A 16,140-nucleotide genomic window follows, 5' to 3' on the forward strand; every position below is an offset into this window, starting at 1 on the left:
AAAAAAGAGGCTCTATTGAGCCTCTTTTGCTATGCAAAATAATCGTCCGCTAGCTCCATTTTAGAAGTCTAACTTCGTTGCCTTCTGCTGGTTGTGCTGGAATATTCAGTGATAGCAGCAAGGAAACACAGGCCATTACAGCACCAATAATGAATACTGCCGATGGCGACACCAACCATATAAGACCAAAAGTTACCGGAATAACAACGGCAGCAATATGATTAATGGTAAATGAAACGCCCGCAGTAGCAGCCATGTCTGCTGGATCGGCAATCTTCTGCAAGTAAGTTTTAATGGCCAACGCCAATGCAAAGAACAAGTGGTCGACAACGTATAACGCGGCAGCCCATTCAGCTGTGTTGACAAACGCATAGCCAACAAACACACCAATCAAGCCTATATATTCAAACGCCAGTGCTTTTCGTTCACCCACTTTCCCGATAAAACGACCTATTTTTTTGGCAAACAAGAAATTAAAGCCGTAATTAACTAAGAACAGTAAAGTGATATCAGCCGCTGAGTACCCAAAGCGTTCTACCATCAGGAATCCCGCAAACACGGTAAATATTTGACGACGAGCACCACTCATAAAGGTCAAGGCGTAATAAAGCCAATACCGCTTACGCAAAACCAGTTTCTTGTTCTGGGTAACATTTGCCTCAAATTGAGGGAACGCGAATGATATCCACACCAAAAGTGCAAAACCGACGCTTCCAAACACGAGATAAATCCATTTAAATTGAAGTTGGAATACTACTAAGCATACCCATAGTGCACCGTACGTCAGCAATGAAGCCAGAGCGCCAACTGAAATAAACTTCCCCAGCGCCTCTGGTGCTTCTTCTTTGGTCAACCATTGCAAAGCTAACGACTGCTTCAGAGTTTCAAAATAGTGAAAACCGGTCGACATCAGCAATGTCGTTAGCAGTAACCCCATCACAGAGGGAAAGAAACCCGTTAGTGCTGTGCCTATCGTTAACATCGCAAGTGACAGCAACATGAATTTTTGTTCACGGATAAATAACAAAACAAAAATAACCGTGAACGCAAGAAAACCCGGAATTTCTCTGACACTTTGCAATAGACCTATATCGGCACCATCAAAATTTGCCTGTTCGATAACAAAATTATTCAGTAATGCCATCCAGCTAGAAAATGCGATCGGAACAATAATTGAAATGACGAGTAAGAAGTTATGTGGAGTTTTCCACGAAGAAAAGTGGTTCATCAAAGATTCCTTATAAAAAGCATCTTCACATTACGCAGTGATGGATATGAACTCAAACATATTTACTCTTTATACAATGCTTTTAATTTTCAAACTGGCGTGATATACCAAAGCCATAGAAGCTAAGTATTGGAGATATATATGGAAATTGTCGTTCGCCCAACTCAATTAGCCGATGCTAAAGAGCTAGCGGAGCTTTACGCGCAACCAAAAGCGCACAGAGAAACACTCCAATTGCCACACCCTAGCGAAGCAATGTGGAAAAGTCGTTTAGAAACCATACCAGATCACATCTATAGCTTTGTCGCCGAAGTGGATGGAAAAGTAGTCGGTAACATTGGCTTCGAGCACTTACAAAGACCACGCCTACTGCACTGTGGAACTTTCGGGCTGGGTGTTCACGACAACTATCATGGATTAGGCATCGCCACCAAATTGATAGAAACTGTGCTTGACCTTGCTGATAATTGGCTTCAAATCAAACGAATTCAACTTGAAGTAAACACCGACAACCAAGCAGCCATCGCATGCTACAAAAAATTTGGCTTCATCATTGAGGGCGAAGCGGAATGCTCGGTGTTCAGAAATGGTGAGTACATTAGTACTTATTATATGGCGCGTATTCGACGTTAAAACTTAGCACAATTAGTCCACACCGCACCTGTAACCCACATCCTAGATCTATACCCAAGAAACTTGAAGATGCAGGTAGGCGGCAAGTAAGAAAGTCCCCTGAGCATAGGTGAACTATGTGATTGGGGCGCACGAACACAGCCAACACCGCTGCAACTTCAAGTATGACGGGTATAAACCCTAAGATGTTGCCATTGAGGGTTTTTCTCAAGGTAAGCGACAACATAACTGCATTTAGCGAGTACTCTCCCGTCCATTTTCTCAATTTCTGGCAGTACTCGCTCCATCATCACTTTGCCATACCCCATACCTTGCAAAGACTCCGGAACTTTTGTCGAAGTAATAACAAATACATTACCTTGGCGTTCAAATTCAACAACTGCGAACAATTCTCGCGCAAGTGTCACACGAAATTCTCGCTTCACTTGATCAAATGTAACTGTATACATAATATTCACTTATAAATTGATAACTAACTCAAATATATAGAGAGATTGTAGTTTGAACTCAGCGCAAAGCCTAAATAGAATTGAACTCATATTCCCTTTGGCTATTTAGACAACATTCTAGTGAGACATATATACCCTGCTTAGTTCAGCGAGAGTTGTTAGGTTTACAGGCAAGGCGTCGATTTGAAAATATAGTCGATCTAAATTAAGAATCGATAATGTAGTCTGCATCTTAAAGTCACTTGGGTATAGAACAACAAATAATACTAATCGGGATAATGGTGGCGAAATGAAGACCCAGGCAGGGACAACCACTGACGCATCTGCTCAGCAATACAATATAGACTCTCGAGCATCATCAACGATCACTAGCGTTGATGGTCTTGTCATGCTCGATCACGGGCGAGAGCTAAACGTTGGTATCGTAACGCCCGTAGGTACTAGTTTCCGAGCTAAAAGTAACTTAATCGGGGCTCACTCAAATCATATGATTTTAATAGAGCTGCCAAAGATATCGGAAGATAAACTGCTCGCCTTTTTTCAAGAAGGATTCTGGGCAACACTGCGAGCTATTTCACCTCGTGGTGAAGGGGCAATTCTGACATTCCGCAGCCAAATCCTTCATATCATTCGCACACCAATTGCGATGATGGCGATGTCTATTCCTCAAACGATGCAAGCAACACCACTGCGTAATGAACCTCGCTATGAAGTTAATCTTGCGGCAAAGGTGCACAGTACCAACCACCGTATTGACTGTGAAATAAAAGATCTATCAAAAAGTGGCTGTTTATATGTCACGCCCTCTTTAACTAGACCTTTTAATTCAGGTGAAGAAATAGAGATACACATCAAATCATCATCCAATAAGCAAAAAGAATTTGAGCCACTAACCGGAACAATTTGCAATGTAAAGCAAGCGTCGCAGAAACGTCGCTATGGTGTGGTGTTTGACAGCCCAGGTAAGAAAGTAGCTAAGTCATTGTTAGCCAGCTTAAAATTTGATGGCAGCAAGCTTTCTTTGCAATAATCCTTAGCAATAACCAAACCGACAACGATTCGTACCATTACCATCTCGTTGACGAAGCGGTTTACCTCTCTGTTTTCATACTTTTTTGACATCAATATGGGTATACTCACCTCATCAAAATATAGTTATCAAATAGAATGAATTACTTAAGCACTTTTTTCAAAGGCATCGCAATGGGTGCCGCAGATGTTGTACCCGGAGTCTCTGGCGGTACTATCGCCTTTATTACTGGTATTTATGACACACTACTCGAGAGCATACGCCGTATAAACCCTAGCTTACTGGGTGTTTGGAAACGCGAAGGATTTGAAGCTGCGTTTAACCACATTAACGGTTGGTTCCTCATTTCTCTGTTTGGCGGTATTTTTACCAGTATCGCGACCCTTGCCAAAATGATTTCATGGCTACTCGTCAATCATCCAATACCTATTTGGTCATTCTTCTTTGGTCTAATTCTAGTCTCGGTATTCCATATTCTTAAGCAAGTGGAACAAAAAACCATGAGTCGCTGGGTATTTTTGTTGCTTGGTATAGCCTTTGCCTACAGCATTACCATCTTAAAACCATTGCAAATGGAACCTACCGGTATCAATACGGTTATTGCAGGAGCGATTGCCATTTGCGCGATGATCTTACCGGGTATATCAGGAAGTTTTATTCTATTATTGATTGGCATGTATACGCCAGTACTCGGCGCAGTTAAGTCATTCGACATCAGTATTTTGGCGCTGTTTCTTACCGGATGTGTATTAGGATTACTCAGTTTCTCGCACGTATTATCTTGGCTATTAACGCGTTTTCGCGATGCGACCTTGATATTCTTAACCGGATTGATGATAGGCACCTTACCTAAGATTTGGCCATGGAAAGAGACGTTAACTTGGCGAATAAATTCAAAAGGTGAACAGGTCCCTCTAATTCAGCATAACCTCTCTCCTTTTGAATTCGAACACATCTTTAACCAGCCCTCTCAATTGGGCATCGCGATTGGAATGATGCTGTTAGCGATTGCTTTGGTGCTCGGTTTAGAAAAGTACGCACAGCACTCAAACTAAAGTGTCGATCATGATTTATATCTAAAAAAGGTCAGCGTTGCTGACCTTTTTTGATTACAAGAACCGCGAGCGAGCGGGTAAAAATACTTCACCCAACATACATCGCACACTTCCGCCACCAACCGACTCGATAGTAGAAACATCGAAAGAAAGCAACCGACCATGACTGGCAAGCTGATTTCGTTGAGTGGGCGTAAATGCATTGAATGCCGTTTGAGACATCGCAATCACTTTCTCACCATTAATCGACTCTAATTGAAGAACATTGCCACACATCGCATTCATCTGCTCGAGTGAAATAGAGATGATTTGCTTATCTTTTGCCAGAGATCGAACGACGAAAGTACGCTCATATTGAGGTATTATCTCATCACATATCACACAAAAACGCTCACCAATCGCAAGCATGACATTGGTGTGATAAATCGGTTTACCCGACGGTAATAAGGTTTGAAAAGAGACAACTCTTGAATAGCCAGATTGCTCTGCAAACTGTTCAAGAACATCTCGATCACACCGTTGTGATAAAGCTGCGTAGATAGTCCGGTTGATATGATCAAAAATCATAACACCAGTGCTTTCAAGATACGCATCCTGCTCGAGGTAGTGTTCAAAAGAATGCTCAGCATCGACATGTCGACCTGACATCTCCAACGCCTCTCGCAACTCATGAAGCCTAACTTCGCTTCTTCTATTTTCACAAGCCATTGGGAAGGTAAATAACTCCCCTTTACTGGTTGTGCTAAACCAATTATTCGGAAATACCGCATCAGGCGTGACTTGATCGCCTACAGCATAGTCAAGCACGATAACTTGAATACCTGCACTACGAAGTTGCGATACCATCGATTCGAACTCTTGCATCACTTGAGCACGCAATTCATCGATGGCTAACGTTGAACCTTGTTGAAACTCGTTGTCCTTTGCTGTTTCTGGATTAAAACCAAACTCTTTTGGTGGCACCATCACCACGCAGTTCGCATTGTGTTTTGTAGGGGAAGAATCAGATAAATCTACTAGGGTTTGCTTTTGTAACATCTATACAAACTCCATTTGCTTTTATTATTAGATGATTGTAAATGCAAAACTAACAAAAATTTTACTGACTTTTAAGTAAATTAAGCGCAAGAAAAGGGATCTGAACGGCAATTACGAGATAAATCCGTTAATTTTATTGTCATTCGTACCCTAAATTGTATTTTGCGTCTTATTCCCCTTTGGGTAGGCTCGGTGAGAGTTACAATTTTGTGATTAACAAGCTAACATAGCGATATTCAATACCATGCGTAGCTATATTGCATCTTTGCTCAACCTCACTTCTGCGCTTTAGGACGATGTATGTTTAAAAGATTTGAAGGTTTTACCAAACCCTTCCCTGAACACGAGCCGAAACAACCACCTCAAGGGATATTTGCCTTTTGTCGTTATTACACGCGTGGTTTCGAGATCCCTCTTATTATTATGTCTATCATGGCAACCATTGTTGCTATGGTAGAAGTCACACTATTTGGCGCTATGGGTAACCTCGTTGACTGGCTCTCGACAAGTAACCCCGAAACCTTTTGGCAAGACAATCAAGCAGATCTAATTTTTTATGGGGTACTGTTACTTATCGTAATGCCTATTCTAGTTGTGTGTTATTCCTTGCTCGTTCACCAAACTCTGCTAGGCAACTATCCGATGTCTATTCGTTGGCAAGCACATCGGTACTTACTAAAACAAAGTGTCAATTTCTATCAAGATGACTTTGCAGGTCGTATAGCAACCAAAGTAATGCAAACCTCTCTCGCAGTGCGTGAAACCGTGATGAAAAGCATGGATGTTTTTGTTTATGTCTCCGTCTATTTCACCAGTATGATCGTTTTACTAGCACAAGCAGATTGGCGTCTAATGATCCCTATGCTCGTTTGGCTTGCTGCGTATATCGCCATTCAAATCTACTTTGTGCCTCAGTTGAAGCAAGTTGCCACCGAGCAAGCCGATACGCGCTCGCTAATGACAGGACGAATCGTAGATAGCTATACCAACATTTCAACCGTTAAGCTGTTCTCACACAGCCAACGGGAAACGGAATACGCAGAAGAAGGTATGCAAGGTTTTCTGCAAACGGTATATCGTCAAATGCGTTTAGTGACTGGGTTCGACGTTGCCGTTGAAATCACCAACTACCTACTGGTTTTCTCTATCAGTGCACTTTCGATTTATTTGTGGATGGATAACGCCATTACTGTGGGAGCAATTGCCATTGCTATCAGCCTTGCATTGCGTCTCAACGGTATGTCGATGTGGATAATGTGGGAAGTTGGCGCACTGTTTGAAAACATGGGTACCGTTGTCGACGGCATGAAAACACTCTCCAAACCTATCGATATTCAAGACAATCCGGACGCGGCACCACTGGCAGTTAATCACGGCGGCATTGAGTTTGATGACGTTAGTTTCCACTATGGCAATAAAGACAAAGGCGTAATTAGCAACCTTAACTTACACATCAAACCTGGCGAGAAAGTGGGGTTAGTTGGGCGATCGGGTGCAGGCAAATCGACACTGGTTAACCTACTGCTGCGTTTTCATGATGTCGAGCAAGGGAGAATCAAGATCGACGGACAGGTTATTTCTGACGTCACTCAAGAATCTCTGCGCAGTAATATTGGCATGGTAACTCAAGATACCTCGCTGCTTCATCGTTCAATTAGAGAAAATATCCTTTACGGAAAGCCGCACGCCACCGAGGAAGAGTTATTGCAGGCGACGACACAGGCGCATGCTCACGAGTTCATTGAGGAACTTAGCGACCCATTTGGTAATACTGGCTATGATGCTCAAGTAGGCGAGCGCGGCGTAAAACTCTCCGGTGGTCAACGCCAGCGAATCGCGATATCTCGAGTGCTATTGAAAGATGCACCGTTACTGGTATTAGATGAAGCTACTTCGGCTCTAGATTCAGAAGTAGAAGCGGCTATTCAAGAAAGCCTGTACGAGTTAATGCAAGGGAAAACCGTTATTGCCATCGCGCACCGACTTTCTACCATTGCCGCGATGGACCGTTTGATCGTACTCGACGAAGGTAAAATCGTTGAACAAGGTACGCATCACGAACTTCTCAGAAATGAGGGAATATACGCTCAACTGTGGGCACATCAAACAGGTGGGTTCCTCGGAGCTGAGCAAGACGAATAAAAAACGCATGATATGCATAAGCCCTCGCACAGAGGGCTTTTTGCTAGATGAACTCTTGGTTATACTCCCCACATCTTTGAACTACCTGTTTTTCATAAATGAACAAAAGCTTACTTACCAATATTATTGCACTTGCATTGCTCGCAGGCGGTCACGTCTATGCTAATCAACTGGCTTTCTATGCGGGTGTTTTTGCTTTCTCAGGCGCCATTACCAACTGGTTGGCGGTGCACATGTTGTTTGAAAAGATTCCTGGTCTATATGGCTCTGGTGTTATCCCAGCTCGCTTTGAAGAATTTAAGGTAGCCATAAAGACCCTGATGATGGAACAATTTTTCAACGACAGCAACATCGATAAATTCTTGAATCAAGAAATGACAAGCGGCAAAAGTTTAAACCTAGAACCTGTGATTGAACAAGTAGATTTCAACCCAACATTCGACTCATTAGTAGAAGTGATTGCTAATTCATCTTTTGGCGGAATGCTAGCGATGTTCGGCGGCACCGAAGCTCTACAGCCGCTAAAGCAACCATTCGTTGAAAAAATGCAGCTATCTGTAATTGAGATCAGCCAAAGCGATGCGGTGAAAGATGCTTTAAAGGAACAATTTGAAGCACCTGCAATGATGGATGAAATCAAAACCAACATCGAAAACATCATCGATCAACGTTTGAATGAACTGACCCCTCAAATCGTTAAAGAGATGGTACAGAAAATGATCAAAGAGCATCTTGGCTGGCTTGTAGTGTGGGGAGGCGTATTTGGTGGTTTAATTGGCATTATCTCGTCTTTTATCGCCTAATTCCTTACGCATAAAGTAACCGTAATAAAGTAACCGTAATAAAAAGGCGAACCTATTTTAGTTCGCCTCAATTCCACTTATATCCAAGAAACTTGAAGGTGCAGGTAGGCGGCAAGTAAGAAAGTCCCCTGAGCATAGGTGAACTATGTGATTGGGGCGCACGAACACAGCCAACAACGCTGCAACTTCAAGTATGACGGGGATACTCTAAATTAAGTCCGCACTAACACCATTACTGGTTTTATGCTCTTCAATCACAACCTCGCTGCGAGATTGAATAACACCAGGTAACCCGCCAAGTTTTTTCGACATAAAAGACTGGTATTCCTTCATGCTTTTTACACGAACTTTAATCATAGTGTCGAAATCACCAGAAAGAGAATAGCACTCCTCCACCTCAGGTAATTCGTCTACTGCCTTAGCAAATTTTTCAAATATTGAGAAACAGGTTTGATCAAGACGAATATGGATAAAGACTTGTACATCAAAGCCTAACTTCTCGGAGTTGAGCTCCGCATGATAACCTTTAATGTAGCTCTCTTTTTCCAATCGCTTGACGCGATCTGAACAAGGAGAGGTGGTTAAGTTGACGCGTTTGGCTAGCTCGACGATCGGCAAACGTCCGTGAGCATGAAGAATACGTAATATTTCGCGATCGATTCGATCTAATTCCATGATACACCGCTTTAATTAATTCCAATAATGCAACATTACGGGAACAATTTAATCACAGTAAACCGAATTAGAGAAATAACGTTCGGTAAGAAAGTGTTAAGCCGTCTTAATATTTACCATCGCTGCCGGTGCCGGTTCACCTTGACGGTTACAACCACGGCAAAAATATTGCTTCTCCATTTTTACATAATGATCGCCTTTAAGAACGGTGACAAAAAAACAAGCCAGCGAACGCAATAGTGAAATATTTGAATTATCACAACGTTTCAGTACGACTTTGTGTGCAGTTACCTTATGGCAGCAATCGCAGTAAATATGAGGCATTTCCATTCTCCCGTGGTAGATCGTCAATGGAGTTGACCCATTTATAGGCATTTCGTTCCAAACAATGAAGTTTTAATCAAAAAAATGTGATGCAGGAAAGATTGAAAGGTGGAAAAACAACAAAGCCCTGCTACGCAGGGCTGAGTTGCTTCGCAAATAAAACGTGAGAACTATTCCAATTCTATTAGCTGTTTTTTGAATGTTTCGTGTTGAGCTTTAACAGTTTGGTCTGGCTCACCAGTCGCCAAGCTTACGCCCACAATCGCGAGTGTAGAGAAGATAATTCCCGGAACAATCTCGTACATGTCAAACAAACCGCCTGTCAGCTGCTTCCAAACTACGATGGTGACACCACCAATAATAATACCAGCTAACGCGCCATTGCGGTTCATACGAGACCAGTAGAGGCTCAACACCATAGCAGGACCAAATGCCGCGCCAAATCCTGCCCAAGCGTAAGAAACCAATCCAAGTACTGTGCTATCCGGTGTTAATGCTAAAACCAGAGCAACAATAGAGATACCAATAACCGCAATACGACCGACCATCACAATCTCTTCTGAGCTAGCATCTTGCTTAAATACTTGCTTATAAAAGTCTTCCGCAAGAGCTGAAGAAGAAACAAGCAGTTGCGAATCAGCTGTACTCATAATAGCAGCAAGGATCGCAGCTAATAGCACACCAGCAATGACTGGGTGGAACATCGCATTGACCAGCACCATGAAGATTTTTTCACCATCAGCCAGCGATACATTACCTGTATTGGTCACATAAATAAGACCAACTAGACCCACCAGCAGCGCACCAATCATCGACAAACCTGTCCAGATAACGGCAATGCGACGAGCTGTGGTCAAATCTTTGTTGCTACGAGTCGCTTTGAAACGAGCCAAGATATGAGGCTGACCAAAGTAGCCTAAACCCCAAGCAACCAACGAAATGATCGCTACAGCGCTAAGCGGTTCACCCTTAGAATCATTCCAGAGCGTCAAAAGCTGTGGATTGATTGCTTCAAGATTTGCAGAAAGAGCACTAAAGTCACCCTGCAATGCCGCAACTGGCACAATCATCAATGCCGCAGCCATCAGTAAACCTTGAACCAAGTCCGTCCAAGATACCGCTAAGAAGCCACCAAACATCGTATACGACACAACACAAACTGTACCGATAATGACCGCGATGGTGTAATCCAAGCCAAACACAGTCTCAAATAATTTACCGCCTGCTACCAAACCAGAACTGGTATAGAAAAGGAAGAACAGAAGAATGAAGAAAGCAGAAATGGTCTGGATCATTTTCGATTTGTCGTTAAAACGACGCGAAAAGAACTCAGGAATCGTCAAAGAGTCAGTAGTAATACTATAAGTACGTAAACGCTTAGCATTAATTAACCAGTTCGCCCAAGTACCAATTAACAAACCACCAGCAAGCCAAAACGCTTCGATACCAGCAGCATATGCATAACCTGGCAGGCCTAATAGTAACCAACCACTCATATCCGATGCCCCGGCAGACAACGCGGCCGGCCAAGGACCGAGAGAACGACCACCTAGAAAGTAATCGGTCGAGTTCTTCGTTCGTTGATATGCAATCACGCCAATCGCTAACATAAGTAGTAAGTAAGCAATAAACGTGGTTGTAATAGCAAAGCTATTTCCCATTTGATTTTCCTCTTATTTTTAGAAATTCCATTGACCAAAGTGTCCTCCGTGGCACTCCAGTAAATAGATTTGTGAGCAAACTGACTTAAGTGCCCATTATTGCCTCAAATTAATGAGGGTCAGACGCACCCAATAACGTCGCGTTACCACCCACGGCTGTTATATTTATTGTTCTGGTGCGCTCAGAAATAAACCTAAGCGCAAGGTGGGGATCATGAGCCACGTTCAATGTAGCTAAATCTGTTTCCGACACTAAGCTAACGATCGCGCCTTGGCGGGAAGCTAACTGTCGGTTCAAATTTCGTTCCCCGGTTTGTGAACCTACAAATCCCAACACTCGTACATCAGATTCAAGTACCTGATTAACGGCATCAAGCGATGCAAAATGTAGGAGATTCACGGGTAGAGATGACTGTTGATAAGCTATCTCTAATTCTTGTGTAAAATCTGCATCGTCACTACAAAAGACAACGCTGTTGCCAGCAATAAGTGCGGCTGTACACTGTGCTAGAGTGGCTAAATTTGCGGTCTCACTGACTTCTTCCACTACGATCAGGCATACGCCTCGTCCTGCGGTATAGAGCTCGTTACTCTCGCCTGTAGGACCGACCAATTCATGGGTAAATGACAACAACTTAGATGCCTGTTCTAAGTGAAAATCAATCACCGAAGCATACTGAGGCTGAGTTAACGCAATCACATTTTTCAATGACAGAATCGCATCCCTCTTTGAATCAAAATCAGTTAGATTCCAGTTCTCCCAAGCAGAGAAGGCATTGGTAAAACTCACAACATGATGAACCATTTTTATCTCCTTACTCTTAGTTGCTTGCGACAGCTTGGGTAAAGCGGAACAAGTAATGTGGACCACCCGCTTTCGGACCAGTACCAGATAAGCCTTGACCACCAAATGGCTGCACACCTACAACCGCCCCAACTTGATCGCGATTGATATAGCTGTTGCCTACTCGAACATGCTTCTCGATCCAACGATAAGTGGTTTCATTACGGCTATGAATACCTAAGGTTAAGCCATAACCAGTCTGATTTATGTTCGCAATCACATCAGCAAGCTCACGCGCTTTATAGCGAACAATGTGTAAAATAGGACCAAACTGCTCCTCACCCAATGAGCGAATATCGTCAATTTCAAAAGCGCATGGCGCTACAAAATCCCCATATTCACAGTCGGAATCTAATGTCAGTTGACTCACTGTCTTGAATTGTTCTGCCATTAAATCAATGTGTTTGAGCAGCTTTTGTTTGGCTTGCCTATCGATCACCGGACCAACGTCGGTAGAGTGGAGGTACGGTAAACCTATCGACAGTTGCTCCATTGCCCCGTGGATCAGAGTGATAATTCGATCAGCGATATCTTCTTGGACATACAGCACGCGAAGCGCACTGCATCGTTGACCTGCCGAAGCAAATGCTGACCGAACCACATCACGCACCACCTGCTCAGGCAGAGCTGTGCTATCAACGATCATGGCATTTTGCCCGCCAGTCTCCGCGATAAACGGAACCGGATTAGCATCACGATCGGCCAGCGACTGGTTAATTCGTTGTGCTGTTTGAGTCGACCCGGTAAACGCCACTCCAGCAATTGCAGAGTGTGTGGTCAGTGCAGCACCAATTTGAGCCCCTCGTCCTGTGAGCAGTTGAATCACTCCATTAGGAAAACCAGCTTCTAACATCAACTCTACCGCTCGAACTGCAATTAAACTTGTTTGTTCAGCGGGTTTAGCCACCACAGTATTACCCGCAACCAAAGCTGCTGTAATCTGTCCGAGGAAAATAGCTAGAGGGAAATTCCATGGGCTAATACAAACAAACACTCCCCTACCATCACGGTGTATTGTTCGTTGTTGACCATCAAAACCTTGTACCGTTATCGGTGCTAAAGCATCTTCCTGCTTTGCATAGAAACGACAAAAATCAACCGCCTCACGCACTTCATCAATGGCATCATGAATAGTTTTTCCCGCTTCTTTGTGGCAAAGCGCCACCAATTCAGCCAAATTAGCTTCCAGTAAATCTGCCAGCTTATCCAAAGGTGCGGCACGTTGTGCAAAGTCCAATAGGTTCCAGGCTGCAAATGCTTGATCTGCGGTTTCGATCGCTTGGGAAACATGATCAAGGTTAGCGAAGACCACACTTCCGACTTCTACGCGACGGTCATAAGGTGCAGTGACTAGAATTTTATCTTCATTTTCCTTGATCATGCTTTCGGAAATAACCTGCCCATTAATGACAGGACCGGCTGTCCAATGATGTGCCATCCAATGAGAAACTTGAGCTTCTAAAACGGCTTTTTCGCTTTCGATATCGACATTAACGCCAATAGCATTTTTTCGTTCAGGGAAAATATGTGAAGGAAGTGGAATTGCACGATTGTTAAAACTATCAAAGGCTAGCAAAGCATCAACTGGATGGGTCGTCAGGCTTTCAACTGGGCAGCGCGCATCAACTAAACGGTGAACAAAAGAACTGTTGGCGCCATTTTCCAATAGCCTGCGAACCAAATATGGCAATAAATCTTTATGACTACCGACTGGCGCATATATCCTGACCGGCTGTTGATACGTGGCCATCACATGATTATAAAGAGACTCTCCCATACCGTACAAACGCTGAAATTCGTATTCACGATGCGTCGCCATTTGAGCGATTGAAGTGACTGTCTGAGCATTATGGCTAGCAAACTGAGGGTAGATGTTTCCTCTTACTCCGTCACTTAACAGGAAACGGGCACAAGCTAAATAAGCAACATCGGTGGATTCTTTACGAGTATAAACAGGGTAATCACTGTAGCCTGCTTGTTGCGACCACTTAATTTCACTATCCCAATAGGCACCCTTTACCAATCGCAAAGGGATTATATCCCCTTGCAGTTTAGCTAAGCGATTTAACCAAACTAAAACCGGTAGAGCACGCTTTGAGTACGCTTGAATCACTAGACCAAATCGCCCCCAGCCTTTCACCGCATCATTTCGATAGAGTTTAGCGAATAGCTTTAATGACAGTTCCAGACGGTCAGCTTCTTCAGCGTCTATAGTGATCGCCACATTCAGCTCTTTGGCGCGCACCAATAACTCAAGCAATGTATCATGCAATTCGGTCATTACTCGTGCTTCACTCGCCACTTCGTAGCGTGGATGAAGCGCAGATAATTTGACTGAAACTGAAGGCGCAGGACTGGCATCGGGTGCAACGGCATCTCGACCGACCGATTCAATCGCCATTAAGTAATCTTTAAAGTATTTGTTGGCGTCTCCAGCAGTCAACGCTGCTTCGCCAAGCATGTCATAAGAGTAAGTAAAACCCTTATCACGCATAGCGCGCCCGTTTTTCTGTGCTTCTTGTATGCTGCGACCAAGTACAAACTGGTGCCCCATGATTTTCATGGCTTGGTTCATTGCCTGTCGGATCACGGGCTCAGATAGCTTATTCACTAGGCGGTTTACCGCTTGGCCTGGGCTTGGGTCTTGCCTATCAGCTAATCCTACGACCTTGCCTGTTAGCATTAACCCCCAGGTAGAGGCATTCACAAATACGGAATCTGAATTTTTTAGGTGTGATTTCCAATCAGCGACACTTAGCTTGTCTCGAATTAACGCGTCAGCTGTATCCGAATCAGGAATGCGCATCAAAGCCTCAGCCAAACACATCAACAAGATACCTTCTTGGGTATCGAGGCTGTATTCGAGAAGCAATGCATCAATCATCTGAATTGATTTCTTATCAGCGCGAATGGCTTCGATAAGTTGCGTTGTTTTGAGTTCGGTTTGTACTCTTTCCTGATCAGTCGGTACCGCTAGAGGTAAAAGCTGCTCCAACCATTGTGACTCGTCCACCATATAAAGTGGCGAGATCAACGACCATAAATCATCAAGAGGTTGCTCGATAAATTCAGCGGTCAACACATCTGTTGCTTTAAACATACGTATTCCTCAATCTCACACCTGCTTATCGGTTAAGCAGATTTACTGCAATGGCGAGCAGTGTATTGTGAGGCCGTTACGAATACTTGTCAAAAACTCCGAATAATTTGCTTAAAACTTCGTTATTTAACAAAATAAAAACACGATCACATCCAATAACGCAAAATAATCCATCAAATTGACTTTATACGTTAACCAATTCGTTTCTTATAATGTGATGGTGAGATGCCTTGAAGACGGGAAAAAGCGTGAGCAAAAGTGCTTTGCCCAGAAAAACCGCTCAACTCAGCAATCTGCCCTAGAGTCAGATTGCGTTGCTCAATTAAATGCTTCGCCATATCAATACGCTTAGTCAACACGTATTGATGAGGAGTTATCCCTAGTTGGTCTTTGAATAAGCTGTGGAACTGACTTTCACCTAAGAACACACTGCCAGCTAATTGCGCAACCGTAATTTTTCTAGTGAGATGTTGTTCGATATAACGATCAATCGCGTCAAGATCAAAGCGAGATTCTTTGCGACTCACTTGTAAGGTTGATGTATGTCGCTGAAGCAGCGCCACAACCGTATCATTACACGCTCGACTCAACAAAAGATCATCCGGGCTCGCTTGCATTTCAGCCACCAACAGATGAATCAATCGTTGGATCTGGACATCTAATTGAAAGTACACTTCTGACTTATTTAGCTCATTGAACTTTTGTAGCATTAAAGGCTCTACTTGGCTCGGAATCGGCAGGTTCAGCACCAATATATCCGATTTTTCTACCACACCACCAAAAGCGTGGGCAGATCCACTGGTAACGACACAACCTTGACCCGGACCTACAAAATTCCCATAGCCATTAACGTCAAACTCAGCACGTCCTTTTAAGCCAATCACGATTTGCGTGTAATCATGATCATGGCAATTCATAGAAGAAGGTAAAGTCACCAACTCAGCAGGTTTAGGTAAAATAAGATTCAACGATGCATGTGTTCTGTGTTGTTCACTCATGGGTAGGCACTACTAAGGCTAGTTGTAGAAGTCGATGGTATAATAATTACGGATTTTTCTCGATAATTTATCCCTTCGCCGTTCTAGTAATTGTAGTTAATAAATTTCTGTTACAAATTCACAAAGTTGAGTGAACTTTCACCTCGGAAGAATGATCAAG

Annotated in this window: 14 protein-coding genes; 5 read left to right on the forward strand and 9 right to left on the reverse strand. The window is 43.4% G+C overall.

The features are described from left to right. Positions 1-49: 49 nt before the first annotated feature. On the reverse strand, positions 50-1,228 hold the full coding sequence (locus tag L4C38_RS11630) for an MFS transporter (protein WP_428797726.1): 1,179 nt from the start codon (positions 1,226-1,228) through the stop codon (positions 50-52). Positions 1,229-1,369: 141 nt separating this feature from the next. On the opposite strand from L4C38_RS11630, the gene L4C38_RS11635 reads away from it, so the two are divergent. Beyond that, a complete protein-coding gene (locus tag L4C38_RS11635) occupies positions 1,370-1,861 on the forward strand; it encodes a GNAT family N-acetyltransferase (protein WP_428797727.1) in 492 nt (163 codons plus the stop codon). Between the two features lie 158 nt (positions 1,862-2,019). Here the strand turns inward: L4C38_RS11635 and L4C38_RS11640 are convergent, their stop codons facing one another. Beyond that, entirely contained in the window at positions 2,020-2,310 is a 291-nt protein-coding gene (locus L4C38_RS11640; RefSeq protein ID WP_428797728.1) for a GNAT family N-acetyltransferase, read from the reverse strand. 289 nt (positions 2,311-2,599) lie between these two features. Here L4C38_RS11640 and L4C38_RS11645 point away from each other — a divergent pair, with 289 nt between their 5' ends. Together L4C38_RS11645 and L4C38_RS11650 are read left to right on the forward strand one after the other, a co-directional pair. Then, positions 2,600-3,340 carry a PilZ domain-containing protein gene (locus L4C38_RS11645; RefSeq protein ID WP_428797729.1) on the forward strand — a complete coding sequence of 247 codons (741 nt, stop codon included), beginning with the start codon at positions 2,600-2,602 and terminating at the stop codon, positions 3,338-3,340. 137 nt (positions 3,341-3,477) lie between these two features. Further along, positions 3,478-4,395 (forward strand): polyprenyl-phosphate transporter, encoded by a 918-nt coding sequence (locus tag L4C38_RS11650; protein WP_428797730.1) that lies wholly within the window; start codon positions 3,478-3,480, stop codon positions 4,393-4,395. 54 nt (positions 4,396-4,449) lie between these two features. Here the strand turns inward: L4C38_RS11650 and L4C38_RS11655 are convergent, their stop codons facing one another. Then, the gene (locus L4C38_RS11655) at positions 4,450-5,433 is read right to left on the reverse strand and encodes an arginine deiminase-related protein (protein ID WP_428797731.1); all 984 of its coding nucleotides are present in this window, start codon (positions 5,431-5,433) and stop codon (positions 4,450-4,452) included. Positions 5,434-5,733: 300 nt separating this feature from the next. Here L4C38_RS11655 and L4C38_RS11660 point away from each other — a divergent pair, with 300 nt between their 5' ends. Further along, positions 5,734-7,575: an ABC transporter ATP-binding protein gene (locus tag L4C38_RS11660; protein WP_428797732.1), complete on the forward strand. Its 1,842-nt coding sequence runs from the start codon at positions 5,734-5,736 to the stop codon at positions 7,573-7,575. A 98-nt stretch (positions 7,576-7,673) separates the two neighbouring features. Further along, complete coding sequence (locus L4C38_RS11665; protein ID WP_428797733.1) at positions 7,674-8,378, forward strand: DUF445 domain-containing protein; 705 nt, start codon at positions 7,674-7,676, stop codon at positions 8,376-8,378. A 207-nt stretch (positions 8,379-8,585) separates the two neighbouring features. On the opposite strand, the gene L4C38_RS11670 is transcribed toward L4C38_RS11665, so the two are convergent. The 6 genes from L4C38_RS11670 to L4C38_RS11695 form a co-directional block, all read right to left on the reverse strand. Next, complete coding sequence (locus tag L4C38_RS11670; RefSeq protein ID WP_428797734.1) at positions 8,586-9,053, reverse strand: Lrp/AsnC family transcriptional regulator; 468 nt, start codon at positions 9,051-9,053, stop codon at positions 8,586-8,588. Between the two features lie 96 nt (positions 9,054-9,149). Continuing rightward, the gene (locus tag L4C38_RS11675) at positions 9,150-9,377 is read right to left on the reverse strand and encodes a hypothetical protein (protein ID WP_428797735.1); all 228 of its coding nucleotides are present in this window, start codon (positions 9,375-9,377) and stop codon (positions 9,150-9,152) included. Between the two features lie 170 nt (positions 9,378-9,547). Continuing rightward, positions 9,548-11,038, reverse strand: coding sequence for a sodium/proline symporter PutP (gene putP / locus L4C38_RS11680; RefSeq protein ID WP_428797736.1), 1,491 nt, complete (start codon positions 11,036-11,038; stop codon positions 9,548-9,550). 109 nt (positions 11,039-11,147) lie between these two features. Continuing rightward, on the reverse strand, positions 11,148-11,843 hold the full coding sequence (locus L4C38_RS11685) for a 1-pyrroline-5-carboxylate dehydrogenase (RefSeq protein WP_428797737.1): 696 nt from the start codon (positions 11,841-11,843) through the stop codon (positions 11,148-11,150). Between the two features lie 16 nt (positions 11,844-11,859). Then, entirely contained in the window at positions 11,860-14,982 is a 3,123-nt protein-coding gene (gene putA, locus L4C38_RS11690) for a bifunctional proline dehydrogenase/L-glutamate gamma-semialdehyde dehydrogenase PutA (protein ID WP_428797738.1), read from the reverse strand. Between the two features lie 191 nt (positions 14,983-15,173). Beyond that, positions 15,174-15,980 carry a helix-turn-helix domain-containing protein gene (locus L4C38_RS11695; RefSeq protein ID WP_428797739.1) on the reverse strand — a complete coding sequence of 269 codons (807 nt, stop codon included), beginning with the start codon at positions 15,978-15,980 and terminating at the stop codon, positions 15,174-15,176. Positions 15,981-16,140 lie beyond the last annotated feature (160 nt).

It is taken from the genome of Vibrio kasasachensis, from assembly GCF_050337565.1.
GTDB classification, from domain to species: domain Bacteria; phylum Pseudomonadota; class Gammaproteobacteria; order Enterobacterales; family Vibrionaceae; genus Vibrio; species Vibrio kasasachensis.

Excerpts from the sequence above, each read along its gene's own strand:
- L4C38_RS11650 (WP_428797730.1), top strand. The coding sequence starts at position 3,478 with ATGAATTACTTAAGCACTTTTTTCAAAGGCATCGCAATGGGTGCCGCA.
- putA (WP_428797738.1), bottom strand. The coding sequence starts at position 14,982 with ATGTTTAAAGCAACAGATGTGTTGACCGCTGAATTTATCGAGCAACCT.
- L4C38_RS11665 (WP_428797733.1), top strand. The coding sequence starts at position 7,674 with ATGAACAAAAGCTTACTTACCAATATTATTGCACTTGCATTGCTCGCA.
- L4C38_RS11630 (WP_428797726.1), bottom strand. The coding sequence starts at position 1,228 with ATGAACCACTTTTCTTCGTGGAAAACTCCACATAACTTCTTACTCGTC.
- L4C38_RS11645 (WP_428797729.1), top strand. The coding sequence starts at position 2,600 with ATGAAGACCCAGGCAGGGACAACCACTGACGCATCTGCTCAGCAATAC.
- L4C38_RS11675 (WP_428797735.1), bottom strand. The coding sequence starts at position 9,377 with ATGCCTCATATTTACTGCGATTGCTGCCATAAGGTAACTGCACACAAA.
- L4C38_RS11655 (WP_428797731.1), bottom strand. The coding sequence starts at position 5,433 with ATGTTACAAAAGCAAACCCTAGTAGATTTATCTGATTCTTCCCCTACA.
- L4C38_RS11660 (WP_428797732.1), top strand. The coding sequence starts at position 5,734 with ATGTTTAAAAGATTTGAAGGTTTTACCAAACCCTTCCCTGAACACGAG.
- L4C38_RS11695 (WP_428797739.1), bottom strand. The coding sequence starts at position 15,980 with ATGAGTGAACAACACAGAACACATGCATCGTTGAATCTTATTTTACCT.
- L4C38_RS11640 (WP_428797728.1), bottom strand. The coding sequence starts at position 2,310 with ATGTATACAGTTACATTTGATCAAGTGAAGCGAGAATTTCGTGTGACA.
- L4C38_RS11685 (WP_428797737.1), bottom strand. The coding sequence starts at position 11,843 with ATGGTTCATCATGTTGTGAGTTTTACCAATGCCTTCTCTGCTTGGGAG.
- putP (WP_428797736.1), bottom strand. The coding sequence starts at position 11,038 with ATGGGAAATAGCTTTGCTATTACAACCACGTTTATTGCTTACTTACTA.
- L4C38_RS11670 (WP_428797734.1), bottom strand. The coding sequence starts at position 9,053 with ATGGAATTAGATCGAATCGATCGCGAAATATTACGTATTCTTCATGCT.
- L4C38_RS11635 (WP_428797727.1), top strand. The coding sequence starts at position 1,370 with ATGGAAATTGTCGTTCGCCCAACTCAATTAGCCGATGCTAAAGAGCTA.